We start from the raw sequence: 13,528 nt of genomic DNA on the forward strand, positions 1-13,528 counted from the left end.
ATACCTTTTAAAAATTACGCAAAAGGGAGCTCCTCTCACAGGGCTCCCTTTTTTTCATTATTTATTACTTCTCAGTTTTTTTAATTAATTCTGCTATTATTTTTGCTGCTTCAGCTCTGGTAGCAGTATCTTTAGGTGCAAAATTTTTTTCATTCTTGCCATTGATAATGCCAGCTTCCTGCAATTTTATCACAGCATCCTGAGCATAATCTGCAATTAAATTTTCGTCTGTAAATTTCTTTGAGTCTTGCTTATACTGTAATGTTTTGTTTGTTCTTTCCATATAACGAGAAAGAATGACTGCCATATCCTGCCGTGAGATTTTTTCATTTGGATTAAACTTTCCAGCAAATCCAGTTATTATTCCAATATCTTTTGCCCAATTTACATAAGCCTCATAATAACTGTCTCTCTCAACATCTAAAAAATTTGGGTTCTGGTAATTCTCCACATCAGCCTCTGCAAGTCTCCCCAGTGCTGTTACAAACATAGCCCTGGTAACCTGCGTATCTGGAGAAAATGTCTGATTGGATGTACCATTGAAAAGGCCTTTTTCCGTCACTAGTGTAATGGTGTCTTTTGCCCAGTGATTGTCTAAATCCTTAAAGGTATTATCCTTTACGGTACTCTGCTTTTCATCCCGTGTCTTTTTCTCTTTGGTTACTTGCTCTTGCTTTCCTTGATTTCCACTCACATCTGATTTTGCTTTCTGATTGCTCTTCTTTGACCTGTGAGATGGGCCTGATGATTGTGAACTGCTCTCCCCGGGCTTTCCTTTTACGATTATCATATCACTACGTCCAATAATATTTACAGAATAAAGTTTTATGTCGTATTGTTTTTCATTTTTCAGGCCATCAATCTCCAAGCTTTTTTCTCCACCTTCCAAGCGAACAGTCTTTAAAAATGATTTTCCATCATAGATATCCGCAGCAACATAAAGAGTATCCGGGGTATTTTCTTCATCTTGTGAGTCAAACCAGCTCACCTTGATTTTGTTGTTTTCAGGAGTGACTTTTACATTTTTTACGCTTTTAGCTGTTTTTAGCTGTGCCTTTGATAAAGAACCCCAATAGGAATCAGTGCCGGTAACAGTTACTGAAACTCCTGCTAATGCTTCTGCATCCATTCCTTCCAGGGTATCACCAGTACCCCCGTTACTCCACAGATAAGCAAACGTAGCATCCTTAGGCGCTCCCACCACAGAGGCCTTTACTGCATATTTTTCCTGTACTTTTGTGCAAGTTAAAACAACACGTCCCGTTAATTCTTTCTGTCCGGTTAAATCCAGCATGGATTTCTTGAGATCTGCTATGGCTTTTTTAATATCCTTAATATCTGGCTCATGTGTCCTTAATACGCTGTGTGCATTTTCTAATGCTTCTCTGAAAATTACAGCATTTTTTGTATCATACAATTTTATATCCAGCTTTTCGCCTTCTTTAGCCAGCTTTCCCAATTCCAGCAAAGCCACAAAGACCTCATTTTCCTCTCCAATATCCCCAACTAGTTGTCTGAATGTCCAGTTTTTATTGGTATCAGTCACCGCTGCTTTATGTTCAATACGCAAATTCTGGCTCATCATAGCATGTAAGAATGCATCCAGTTTTGATTCACTCAGAGCGTTCATAATGATAAATTCCGTGGTATAATCATCTCCATTATATGCATCCTCTGATTTTCCAAATCCTTCCATTCCTGCAAGATAGCCTATGGTTTCATTTATCTGTGTCTTTTCAATATTTTTTACTTCAATATCCAGATTTTTTAATATAGCACGAATTCTGGAACCTCGTGATGTGTCTTCACCCAATTGGTACAATAATACCAAAGGTTTTTCCTGCTTTTCATTTTCGTCGATTATGGAAACTGGTGCAGACAGATAATCTGCTTCTTCTCCTTCCCACTCTGCATGTGGCAGCCTAAGCTTAGCAATAAGCCTGTATCCTGCTTTTAATGGCTTATTAATGGGAATCTGAATATTCTTACCTGAAACGGGCTTATTTGTACTGCCATTTATGGCTCCCACTGGTTCAGCATATTTTTCCTCATGGTCAAAATCAGTAATATATGCAGGATACTGATACAACGTTACGTTGCAGTAAAATTCATCTAAACTATAATACCCCTCATCATAGGTTACAGTCATAGGTACGCTCACAGCACCCACTTTTATAGAATTTACGTCAAATGCTGCAGTTGGAGTTGCCCAGTTCGGTCGCGGACCTATGGTAAGGACATTAGAATTATATTCCATTTCTTTGTTTTCGTCTGTTGTAACCGTTAACACAACAATTATTTTGTTTCCAGGCTTTAAAGGTGTGTATGAAGTTGAAAAGTTTACAGGGAACTTGCTCCATTTTGAGGCTGTTCCAGAATTCAATACCTTTGTAGATGACGCCTCCTTATCCAAAGTGTTCCCCTCATACTGATATACGGTGTATACTGGGTTTTTTATATTTTTATCATAGGTTATGGAAATCCTCATTTTGTTGTCACCTTCAGTAATCTCTTTTTCATTTATGGTAACTGTTGGTACTACTAACACAGGTGGTGACTGAACCTGCACTGATTCAGAGTATTCAAAGTCCGATGGGGTTGTACTCTCCTTGTCCGTTAAGATAAGAGCTGCTTTTAGTTTCCACCCTTCTTTTAAAGGGAGCTTATCATTAATAAAATTGATTTTCTTACTACTTTCAGATGGCTCTGTTATACCATTGTACAGTATAATGTTATTTGCAGATGACGGAACAAACTGGCTTTCTTTATAGGAGTAAATAATTAAACGACCATTTTTCTTCTTCGAATCAAAATTACTGATAACCCAAATACCAGTATCCCCGACCTTGACATTAGAAGTAGCCATCTGGACTTTTGCAGGAATAATCTCCCCACCATCAGATATTACAGAAACTGGCTCTGAATATTTAACTCTTATACTATCTGTGACTGAATCATATTTATATAGATACGCAATAATTTTATTTCCTGATGTCAATGGCAGATTCTGTTTAAATTCATATGTAAATGTTCCCTGAGTAGTTATATTTCCCTGATACAGCCGTTTTGTATTACTGCTGTCTGGATCAAAGTTGCCTTTAGAAGAAGAGTATTGACAGATGATAATCTGTCCCCCCATAAATTCATCACAGCCATCCACTTGTATGTCCGCAGATACATCATCCTTTGTAAATTGGGTATTTATTATAGAAATATGGGGTTCTGTTTTCTTTTGTTTAATTATAATCTGATTAGTAGTGTGATAAAGATAAACAACATTGGTCCCCGGTTTGCAGTAATAAATTGAAGCCGCCAGTTTTTTGCCAGACTCCAAAGGTTTGTTGAGAAGTACGGTTATCTGCCCAGTAGAATTTTTAGAGAGCGCCACATTAGCTATCTGTTCATCCAAATCAGGGGAGCTGCTTTCTCCCTTATCTTCATGAATCAGCAATCGAGCATCTGCAATAGCGTCATCATAATCCACTTTCAGAGTAACTTCTTTATCCCCTTCGTATACATCCCCTGCAATTTTAAGAACAAAGGGTTTCATATTATCAGAAGAAACAATATCCACAGGCGCAGACTGGGCAATAACTTCTCCCGATTTTATAATTACTGCAATGAGTTTTCTCCCCTCTTTCAAGTTGTCTTTATTTGTAACAGAAATTACCTGGCCTGTTCCAGCTGTTATGTTACTTTTGTTAGCTACAAATAAACCATTTCCTCCAGCTCCAAATTTATAGGTTTCATTTTTGGGATAGCTTTGAAAAATCAATATACTCCCCTCAGGAACTGTTCCTCCAATGTCCGCCCTGATTACATCTGCACCTACTTTAACATCCGAAGTTGCAATGGAAACAGCTGGTATAGCGACTTTTGATTGAATGAGAACAGAATCGTCTGGCTGTCCAAATTCATAATCATTGGATTTTGGTATAAAACTATCATAGTCCTGTGTCCAATATGCAACAGCCCTTACACGGTATCCCGGTTTTAGTGGCTGTAAGAATTTAATCTCTTTACTGTCAAACGCTTCATCCGCTTTTGAACTATATAGTGGAATCATTTTATTGTTTTCAAAATCAAATTTGTCCTCTTTGGGATACTGATATACACAATAATGAATCTCTATATTTTTATTTTTAAATAAACGTTCATCTCCAGTGAGCTTTAAATGTGCAGAGGAATCCCCTTCTTTTAGTTCTTTATCTAAGATAGAAGCATCCGGCCACGTATATTCAGGTGTAGACTCTCCTGATTCATCTACAACAGCTACAGACTTTGACAGGACTTGCCGGTAATTGTCATCACCAACGGGAACATTCAAAGTTGCAATTACTTTCCAGCCTTTCTTCAGGGGCAGCAGGCTTGAATTAAATTCACATCTTACTGTCTGTCCATTTTTCATGTATCCCCCAAAAAGTCTTTTATTGGCCGTACTGTCTGGGTCAAAGGCAACATTTCCAGGATATGCAAAAACAGTCATATAGACTTCCTTGATAGACTGATCCAGGGTAGCTGAGACGGATACTTCTTTGTCTGCTTCTGTAAAACTCCCTTCTTTTTCTAGAGCTACGAAACAATTGTTTAATATATCCCACAGTTTTCCGTTATCATCTGCTGCATACGAAAAAGCAGGAGTAGCTATTAATCCAGGGACCATGGCCATCATCACCATAAAACCAATTGCCCTACTTTTTATTTTTCTCATCTAAAACTTTTTCCTCCTCTTTTATTATTTACTCTGTGTTAGTTATCATAAGCTAACTTCAAATCATAAAATATGGTTAGCATTTGCTAACCTTTGAATAAAAAGAAAGGGAATTAAAACTCCCTCTTATCAAGTTAGTCGATGCTAACCAACGTAAAAAATAATATCATACCTTGTTGCATTTGTCAACGCGTTAAAATTATATAATTTTGCATATCCAGACATTCCTATCCGAAAAAACGTTTAATCTCGATTTCTGCGTTCTCCGGAGAGTCAGAGCCATGTATGACATTTTCTGTAGTTGAGCTGGCATAATCCCCCCGGATTGTGCCTGGCATGGCATTCTCAAATTTTGTGGCTCCCATAAGCATACGAATCCCCTGCACTGCATTTTCTCCTTCTACTACCATTGCCCACACAGGTCCGGACATCATATAGCTCTCCATCTTAGGATAAAAGGGCTGGTCAACAACATGTGCATAGTGTTCCCTTAATATCTCTTTATCCAGGTTCATCACCTTTAAATCTTTAATCTGGTAGCCTTTTGCCTCTATTCTATGGATGATGCGACCTGCCAGCTTCCTGGCGATTGCATCTGGCTTTAGCATTACATAAGTTCTTTCCATTGCCATCCTCCTGTTTATTTTTCTTCTTTTACCGCTAATCTGTTAATCTGAGTGGCTATATATCCTGCCCCATATCCATTGTCAATGTTTACTACTGCTATTCCATTGGCACAGGAATTAATCATGGTTAAAAGGGCAGACAGGCCATGCATACTGGCTCCATACCCTACTGATGTAGGCACTGCAATAACAGGCTTATCCACCAGTCCGCCCATGACACTGGCCAGAGCTCCTTCCATTCCTGCAACTGTAATAACACAGTTAGCACTTTGCACCACATCTAGTTTTGAAAAAAGTCTATGGATACCACTCACACCCACATCATATATTCTTTCTACAAAGGAGCCAAAATACTCCGCCGTCTGCGCAGCTTCTTCTGCTACTGGAATATCTGCAGTCCCCGCTGTGCAAACTGCAATTTTCCCTTGCTTTTTCTTATCAGTTTTCTCTATCTTTATAATCCGTGAAATTTCATCATACTGGGTTTCCGGATATACTTCCCTGATTAATTCATACTGGGACTTTGACGCTCTGGTTCCAAAAACCTCCCCATCCTCTTCATATAATTTCCCAAATATCTGCAGTAAATGATTGTCTGACTTTCCACTGCAGAAAATCACTTCAGCAAAACCAGACCTTGTCTTTCTGTGTGTATCTAATTTTGCATATCCCATATCTTCAAATGGCTTTCTCCGAAAATAATGTTCTGCTTCTTCCACAGAAATATCACCATTTTTTAACTTTACCAATATATCACGCGTTTCCATTAGTGCCTCCGTTTCAGCATTTTTATCTTAAATAAACCTCTGGTCTGAAATTCATCTGTACTCTCACATCTTCCTGGATTATCCGTGGTAGTATCCTGTTCTTGAATTCACTACCACATAAGGTATCTCTGAACCGTCTTTTTCAATATATACCTGGTATAAGTCATCCTGTAAGAGCTCTATTTTGCTCACTTTTTCATCATAGTCCTTAGCAATATCACTTTTCACCATTTCCTGCCAGTTATCAGGGGTAGGCGCGTTCTGTGTTAAATACGCTGCAAAACTTTTGATATCATCCTTTTTACCCCCGTCAGCTATGTATTTTTTGTATATGGCATCAATATCAACCTGATTCAGAAAGGTTTCACTCCATTGTAATTGCCTTGCTTCAGGTATATCCTCCTGCCCTTTCAAAATATATTCTTTGGTCTGTTGTGCAATATTACTTTCAGCCTTATCGGCAACGGTAGCTTTTGTTGTATCATCTGTTAACTGTTCTGATTCCTTGTCAGCTCCGTTATTTGAACAGGCTGCAAACAGCAAACAAGTAAGGACAAGAATTAAGAACAGCTTTAAATGTTTTATCATATTAATATTCCTTTCATCTTTATTAGAATATATATTTACTAAATTTGAAAATTAAAACTACCAATTATAAAATAAAGAATGATGCAGCTAATATGATATATGCCGCAATTAACTGCACTCCTTCAAGCCAGTTTGATTCACCGTCACTGGCAACTCTGTTGGCGATTAATACAGAGAATAACAGGGCAACCAGTTCAAAGGTATTAAAAATAATACTCATAGGTGAAAACATCAGGCTTAAAAAGATAAGCACTGGTGTTACAAAAAGTATAATCTGCAAACTGGAGCCCAAAGCAATTTCAATAGCTACATTCATTTTGTTCTTTAGTGCCATCAAAACCGCAGTGCTATGTTCAGCAGCATTTCCAATAATGGGAACCAGAATAATCCCCACAAAGAATTCACTAAGTCCCATGGCTTTAGTCATAGGCTCAACTGTCCCAACAAAGATTTCTGACTCGATTCCGATAAAAACAGTTGAAATAACTAAAATTATTATAGCAGTTTTTAAAGACCATTTAGGAGCGGCTTCTTCGGCAGTCTCTACTGCATACAAATCTTTATGTGTAAAAAATGAAAACACCAGACTGAGCACATATATTAACAGCATAATAACCGCAACGATTACGCTAAGCCCCTCATACCGGGTATTAAGCAGCTGTGAAGGTACTGTATGAGTAAATACTGCAGGTATAGTTAACCCTATTACTGCAAAAAGAAGCATACTGGCAGTAACATTAATAACCTTCTGATTAAAATGCTGTGTCTTATATTTCAGTCCCCCTGCAAGCATGCTTAAGCCCAGCACCAGTAAAATATTTCCGATGACAGATCCTGCAATGGATGCTTTAACAACGTCAAAAAGACCCGCTTTCATGGCAAAAAAGGCAATAATCAATTCTGTTGCATTGCCGAAAGTTGCATTCAGAAATCCACCAATCCGATTACCCGCAAAATGAGATATAGCTTCTGTTGATTCTCCCATGATGCCTGCAAGAGGTATAATTGCCAATGCAGAGAACACAAAAACCAACGGTTGTGAAAAATGTAGAAATTCTGTTATCAGACTAACAGGAATAAATATGAGCAGATATCTTAATACTCTCAAATGAACCCTCCATTTTATAATTATGTTTATTTTTCTATCTTTTAATAATAAAATCCAGCAGGTTAATTATAATCAAAGATTATGACTAAAACAAGCTTTTTAACTGAATATGCTTTATCTTTCCGTATATAAAATGACTCATGATGACAACCAGCAATCCTATAACCATAGCAGCATAATCAGGCATTCTGTTGGATCCAATAATCAAAATACTCCAGCCAAACAGGATCCATTGAATCACATATATTCCCGTTACATTACTGCTCCAGAAAAAAATGATGTTTAAAAATCTGTCAAATCCTTTTCGGCTCATTTTTTTTACTATATAATCACACATGGATAACCAGAAAAATAGAAAACTGATTATCAGAATATGTACACTGAACCCACTTCTGTAATAATCTCCAATAGGAAAATTTCCTATTGTTATGCACCCAATCAGTGCCAGAAATCCTCCTACTATTATAAATCCTTTTTTTACCTTCCTTTCCATTGTGGGAGTATAAAAATATTTGCTTAAATACATCCCTAATAAAAAATATATACACCATGGAAACAATGGAAAGTCTACAATTTCACTTTTTCCCCATAGTGGCATAAATAGAATCACGCTGTCGTTGATGCCCCATAAATATGGGGATAATAGTAATATGCCCAGAACCAGTACAGGTATTAAGTATTTATTGTCTCCATACTTTTTTAATGCAGAAAAAAAGATAAGGGACAAACCGGCTAATTGAAAAATATCCACTGTAAAGAAAAGATAGATTGCATAATTCATTATTCCATGAGGTTCTCCCGAAATTACTCCAAATAATCCTGGAGAAATCATTTTCCCCCACCCTGCTATGACAAGTGGGATTGTGAATCGAATCAGGTTTAGCCCATAACCCAGAAGAAATAGTTTCACCCCGCGCATCATGTTTTCTTTTAATGATTTATTTGATTTTACCAGAAAGACTCCCATGAAAAAGATAAACACTGGTGCAGCCGGTGCTGTCCCCAATGCAATAAAAATATTGCCAATTATGGTATGACCTTCTCCCCCACTGCTTTCATGCATAATCATTGCATGCTGCATAATCATAAAAAAAACGGCTATGCCTCTGGCTAAATCCAAATATCGGATTCTTCCGTTATTTAATATGGCGCTCGGATTATTTCCCATACTTTCTTATTACTCCATCCTGTTCACTATAAATTTTTTAACAGTATAAACTGTATAGTAACTTGACAGTCAATATATTTTTTTATAAACTTGCCTTAGGCAAAACTATTATTTTATGATGAAAGGTGCATTATGACAAATATAATCAGCTCAGATAATTATTTATCCATAAGTGCTTTTTCCGATTTATCTGGAATAAGCAGGCAAAACCTGATTTATTACGACACCGTTGATGTTCTGAAACCCTTCATAGTTAAGGACAATGGATATCGATACTATTCTTACGAACAATTAGAAGAAGTCAGTATTATTCTGACTTTAAAAGATCTGGACTTTTCCTTAAAAGAAATTAAAACCTATCTAAAGAATATATCTCCTGAAAATCTTCTGCAATTAATCAATAAACAAAAGCAAAAAATATCAGAAGAACTTAATCGTTTAAATCAAATGGATTTTATCATTGAGCAGAGGTCTACCCATGCTGCTATATCAGTTTCTATTGACTGCAGCAAACCAGTTTTGGAGGAATGTGAGGAAGAATTGCTGTTTATGGGCCCTGTTCAGGAATTTGACAATAACAGCATTGAAAAAGATTTTGACTCTTTTCTTGCTTTTTCAAAAAAGAATAAGTTAATATACGGTTATCCGTTAGGTATCTGGGCCTGTTATAAAGACATTATCGCAGGCCAGAATGGTAAATACGGTTATTTCTACAAGATCAGTCCCACCATAAAAGCAGTTAAAACAATTAAACCTGCCGGTTTGTATGTAATTGGGTATGATAACAGTTATTTAGCAGGAGAGCTGGAAATATTCAAACCAATGGATCAGTTTATAAGAGACCATAACCTGTCTCCCTGCGGAAATGTCTATATAGAAAATATTGCAGATGAAATTAACACCAGTAATCCCTGTCAGTATTTATCAAAAATTTCTGTCCAGGTAGAATGCTAAACAACTAGACCCTGTTCTTATATGTAGGGGTGCGCAGCATACCACATTTATCATCTGGGAGGTATTGAAAGTTATACTTATGATATAATAAATCAGCAGGATGATTAGCAATCAGACAGATGTAACTGTCTTCAAAAGTATTTTCTTCAAAATACCTGTCAATTTCTTTCATGATGAGACTTGCATACCCTTTTCGCTGATAGTCTGCATCTACCATAATGTCGCTGACTACATAAGTGATTCCACCATCTCCTACAACCCTTCCGAAGCCAATTAACTTTTCTCCGTCATAGATAGATACAGTAAGAAGAGAGTTTTCTATAGCGGTCTGGCTTCTGTCCAGATCCTTATTTCCCATTCCTGAACGGAGTCTCAGACTGACGTAGTCCTCTGCAGATGGCTTGTCAAATATTATTTCCATTTTTTTCACCTCACTTTTAGTATTTTCATATTTAATTCTACCATTAAGCTATTGAACCGTAAATGCTGTAAAACAGCAATAATAATTAAAAATAAAAGATTTTTATCTGATATAATAGTCTGTGAATTTTAACCAAAAGTATTAAATCAGAAAGGAGATGCCATGAAAAATCTTGAGGCAGTTACAGCTGCAATCCAATATATTGAAAATAATCTGGCCATTGAAAAAATGAATCTGGATATGATTTCCACTGCCTTACATTATTCTAAATATCATCTGCACCGCATCTTCACCAATACAGTAGGGCTGTCCATTCACGATTATGTGCAGCGCAGACAGTTGACAGAAGCTGCCCGGCTGCTGGTTTTTACAAATAGACCAATTCTGGATATCGCTGTTATATCGGGCTATGACAGCCAGCAGGCATTTAGCAATGCATTTAAGGATATGTATAAAATGTCTCCTCTTCAATTCAGAAAAAATAATACCTTTTATCCCCTTCAACTAGAGTACAGTTTTAATATCCAAGGTGAAGCTTGTATTCTTCAGGGAAAAAATAATAACAGAGAAATCCGGATTGTGAATGAAACAGATATCTCCATATGGTTAAATCTGGTTCATCTGGCTATTGACGGTTTTCCTAACTTAAGAGATGAGGAACATTTAACTGCATTAAAGAAGTATATCGCCAGTAAAAGGGCTTTTCTCATAACCGAATCTGACATTGCCATTGGCGGTATGATGTTTAACTCAAATACAGGAAGTATCGATTTTCTTGCGGTACATCCCCTTTATGAAAAACAGGCTGTTTTTCAGACATTTTTAACAGTAGTAGCTGGAAATCTTGAGAAAAATAAAGAAATCAGTATCACTACCTTCAGGGAAGGAGACAAGGCCGATACAGGATACCGCAGGATACTCAAAACACTTGGCTTTAAAGAAGCAGAACTATTAACAGAGTTTGGATATCCCACACAAAGGATGGTTTTAATAAAGGGAGGATTACATGACAGATAAAAATAACACACCTAAAGAAATGTGCATTTTTCCGGATGAAATTGAGCACCTGCACAGGATTTGCGTCATGCTTGATGAGGCTATAAAACAGGCAAGTGATTCGGTGGAACGATTAGACAACGAATATATGGATACCAAGCGTTACATGGTACAGTATGGTGGTGAAATTGACCCCCATGAAATGTTCCAGAATGAACTGGCTTTAAAACAAATTGATAATCGGGGAGTCTTTGCATGTGAAGTTCGCAGTAAACTTATTAAAATGCAGGACTCCCCTTATTTTGCCCGTATGGACTTTCAGCGAACAAATATGAAAACGCCGGATACCATTTACATTGGCAGGTTTTCCTTCAGCCATGAGGATGAGTTGCTTATATCTGACTGGCGGTCACCGGTTGCAAGCATGTTTTATGATTTTGAAGTGGGGCCAGCAGGATACACGGCTCCCTCTGGACGGATTGAAGGGGAACTCCAGCGCAAACGGCAGTTTAAAATAAAAAATGGTAAGATGGAATATGCGTTGGAAAGTTCCATTAATATTCAAGATGACATCTTGCAGCGTGAATTAAGTTCCACTTCAGATGAAAAGATGAAATCAATCATTACAACCATTCAGAGAGAACAAAACCAGGTAATTCGGAATGATAAATCCAAAACCCTTCTGATTCAGGGCGTTGCAGGTTCCGGAAAGACATCCATTGCACTCCATCGGATTGCCTATCTGCTCTACCGGTTTAAGAGCAGGTTAACATCTAAAAATATTGCCATTTTATCGCCAAACAAAGTATTCGGTGATTATATTTCCAGTGTTCTCCCGGAATTGGGTGAAGAACCTGTTTATGAAATAAGTTTTAAAGAGATTGCTGCTTCCATATTGCATGGAATTATTCAGTTTGAACCGGACAAAAACCCTTTAGATACAGAGGACCCCTGTGGGCAGACCGAGTCCGTTTTAAATCTACATTGGATTTTGTCTCCCTGATGGATGATTACCTTACCCATATGGCTGAAAACATCTTTACTCCTTGTGACTACAGTTTTGGAAGATTCTCTGTCACATCTAATTGGATAAAATCCCGCTTTGGTGCTTACCACCGATACCCTGTTAAGAGCCGCCTTCAGATGATTTGCGATGATATCCGCCAGCACTTTAAAACAGATAACTTCATGGACGAACCTCTGCCCAAATCCAGCGATGTCTTAAAAAGCCTGAATAAGATGCTGAAGTTTAAAAATACACTGGCACTTTATAAAGACTTTTACAAAAAATCAGGGATATCTGATAAATTTTTAATGCCCTCAGCCAAAACTCTGGAATGGTGTGATGTTTATCCATTTATGTATTTTCATGCCTCTTTCCATGGTCTGGAAGAAAATAAGGACATACACCACTTAATTGTTGATGAAATGCAGGATTATACCCCAGTGCAATATAAGGTAATCAATATCCTTTATACCTGTCAGAAAACAATTCTTGGTGACTTTGGGCAATTTATCAATCCAAACCATTTCAATACACTGAAAGATTTACGTCAGCTATATGAAGATGCGGAATATGTAGAATTAAATAAAAGTTATCGCTCAACATATGAAATCATAACATTTGCAGGGCGCATTCAAAATATTCCTTCATTGGAACCAACCCCACGACATGGAAAGATGCCCAAACTGATACTTTGCAGTACCAGAGAAGAAGAGCTTAACCAAATATGCAAGGTATTGGATGGATTTTATGAAAGTAAAAATACCACACTTGGAATTATTTTAAAAACAGATAATATAGCTGAAACCTATTATGATGCTCTGTCAAAAGATTATGATTTGCATTTAATTTCCTCGGACAGTTCATCTTTTGTAAACGGCATATCCGTGACTTCCATTCAAATGTCAAAAGGATTAGAGTTTGACCAGGTTATCATCCCACAGGTTAACTGTGAAACCTATTTCACCCAGTGGGACCGCAGTCTGCTTTACATTGCCTGTACTCGTGCCATGCATCAGCTGTCTTTAACCTATACAGGGGAGTTAACCCCACTGATTGATGCTGTCAACTGCTTTGATAGGATAAATTAAGCTTAAACTATACTTATCAATATTTTTTCTTGCATATCTGCAGCTTTACAAGTAATATATAAGCATTACACTCAAGTATCAGATAGAAGGAGAAA

At 37.3% G+C, this 13,528-nt stretch carries 11 protein-coding genes; 4 read left to right on the top strand and 7 right to left on the bottom strand.

Annotation, left to right across the window (positions count from 1 at the left end; all coding sequences use genetic code 11):
• Positions 1 to 64: 64 nt before the first annotated feature.
• The 6 genes from Ami3637_RS04095 to Ami3637_RS04120 all read right to left on the bottom strand — a co-directional run bounded on the left by Ami3637_RS04095 (position 65) and on the right by Ami3637_RS04120 (position 8,968).
• Positions 65 to 4,711, bottom strand: a complete 4,647-nt coding sequence (locus Ami3637_RS04095) for a DUF3783 domain-containing protein (RefSeq protein WP_162361441.1) — start codon at positions 4,709 to 4,711, stop codon at positions 65 to 67.
• Positions 4,712 to 4,938: 227 nt separating this feature from the next.
• On the bottom strand, positions 4,939 to 5,337 hold the full coding sequence (ndk, locus tag Ami3637_RS04100) for a nucleoside-diphosphate kinase (protein ID WP_202931088.1): 399 nt from the start codon (positions 5,335 to 5,337) through the stop codon (positions 4,939 to 4,941).
• Between the two features lie 14 nt (positions 5,338 to 5,351).
• Positions 5,352 to 6,104 (bottom strand): nickel pincer cofactor biosynthesis protein LarB, encoded by a 753-nt coding sequence (larB, locus tag Ami3637_RS04105; RefSeq protein WP_162361443.1) that lies wholly within the window; start codon positions 6,102 to 6,104, stop codon positions 5,352 to 5,354.
• Between the two features lie 78 nt (positions 6,105 to 6,182).
• Complete coding sequence (locus Ami3637_RS04110; RefSeq protein ID WP_243158101.1) at positions 6,183 to 6,692, bottom strand: hypothetical protein; 510 nt, start codon at positions 6,690 to 6,692, stop codon at positions 6,183 to 6,185.
• Between the two features lie 64 nt (positions 6,693 to 6,756).
• A complete protein-coding gene (gene cax, locus Ami3637_RS04115) occupies positions 6,757 to 7,800 on the bottom strand; it encodes a calcium/proton exchanger (protein WP_162361444.1) in 1,044 nt (347 codons plus the stop codon).
• An 85-nt stretch (positions 7,801 to 7,885) separates the two neighbouring features.
• Positions 7,886 to 8,968, bottom strand: a complete 1,083-nt coding sequence (locus tag Ami3637_RS04120) for an acyltransferase family protein (RefSeq protein WP_162361445.1) — start codon at positions 8,966 to 8,968, stop codon at positions 7,886 to 7,888.
• Between the two features lie 132 nt (positions 8,969 to 9,100).
• Between Ami3637_RS04120 and Ami3637_RS04125 the strand changes: the two genes are divergently transcribed.
• Positions 9,101 to 9,922: a MerR family transcriptional regulator gene (locus Ami3637_RS04125; protein WP_162361446.1), complete on the top strand. Its 822-nt coding sequence runs from the start codon at positions 9,101 to 9,103 to the stop codon at positions 9,920 to 9,922.
• A gap of 4 nt (positions 9,923 to 9,926) precedes the next feature.
• Here the strand turns inward: Ami3637_RS04125 and Ami3637_RS04130 are convergent, their stop codons facing one another.
• On the bottom strand, positions 9,927 to 10,343 hold the full coding sequence (locus tag Ami3637_RS04130; protein WP_162361447.1) for a GNAT family N-acetyltransferase: 417 nt from the start codon (positions 10,341 to 10,343) through the stop codon (positions 9,927 to 9,929).
• Between the two features lie 162 nt (positions 10,344 to 10,505).
• Between Ami3637_RS04130 and Ami3637_RS04135 the strand changes: the two genes are divergently transcribed.
• Genes Ami3637_RS04135 through Ami3637_RS18300 form a run of 3 tightly spaced genes read left to right on the top strand, consistent with a single transcriptional unit; the run spans position 10,506 to position 13,433 of the window.
• The gene (locus Ami3637_RS04135) at positions 10,506 to 11,360 is read left to right on the top strand and encodes a helix-turn-helix transcriptional regulator (protein ID WP_162361448.1); all 855 of its coding nucleotides are present in this window, start codon (positions 10,506 to 10,508) and stop codon (positions 11,358 to 11,360) included.
• On the top strand, positions 11,350 to 12,342 hold the full coding sequence (locus tag Ami3637_RS18295) for a HelD family protein (RefSeq protein WP_330586815.1): 993 nt from the start codon (positions 11,350 to 11,352) through the stop codon (positions 12,340 to 12,342). Before Ami3637_RS04135 ends, Ami3637_RS18295 begins: the two co-directional genes overlap by 11 nt.
• Positions 12,342 to 13,433, top strand: coding sequence for an ATP-binding domain-containing protein (locus Ami3637_RS18300; protein ID WP_330586816.1), 1,092 nt, complete (start codon positions 12,342 to 12,344; stop codon positions 13,431 to 13,433). Before Ami3637_RS18295 ends, Ami3637_RS18300 begins: the two co-directional genes overlap by 1 nt.
• Positions 13,434 to 13,528 lie beyond the last annotated feature (95 nt).

Origin of the sequence: Aminipila terrae, from assembly GCF_010120715.1 — a bacterium.
Lineage (GTDB): Bacteria > Bacillota > Clostridia > Peptostreptococcales > Anaerovoracaceae > Aminipila > Aminipila terrae.

Bases quoted from the DNA above. Each gene is read 5' to 3' on its own strand.
- Ami3637_RS18300 (WP_330586816.1), top strand. From the start codon at position 12,342: ATGGATGATTACCTTACCCATATGGCTGAAAACATCTTTACTCCTTGT.
- Ami3637_RS04130 (WP_162361447.1), bottom strand. From the start codon at position 10,343: ATGGAAATAATATTTGACAAGCCATCTGCAGAGGACTACGTCAGTCTG.
- Ami3637_RS04095 (WP_162361441.1), bottom strand. From the start codon at position 4,711: ATGAGAAAAATAAAAAGTAGGGCAATTGGTTTTATGGTGATGATGGCC.
- Ami3637_RS18295 (WP_330586815.1), top strand. From the start codon at position 11,350: ATGACAGATAAAAATAACACACCTAAAGAAATGTGCATTTTTCCGGAT.
- Ami3637_RS04110 (WP_243158101.1), bottom strand. From the start codon at position 6,692: ATGATAAAACATTTAAAGCTGTTCTTAATTCTTGTCCTTACTTGTTTG.
- larB (WP_162361443.1), bottom strand. From the start codon at position 6,104: ATGGAAACGCGTGATATATTGGTAAAGTTAAAAAATGGTGATATTTCT.
- Ami3637_RS04125 (WP_162361446.1), top strand. From the start codon at position 9,101: ATGACAAATATAATCAGCTCAGATAATTATTTATCCATAAGTGCTTTT.
- ndk (WP_202931088.1), bottom strand. From the start codon at position 5,337: ATGGAAAGAACTTATGTAATGCTAAAGCCAGATGCAATCGCCAGGAAG.
- Ami3637_RS04120 (WP_162361445.1), bottom strand. From the start codon at position 8,968: ATGGGAAATAATCCGAGCGCCATATTAAATAACGGAAGAATCCGATAT.
- Ami3637_RS04135 (WP_162361448.1), top strand. From the start codon at position 10,506: ATGAAAAATCTTGAGGCAGTTACAGCTGCAATCCAATATATTGAAAAT.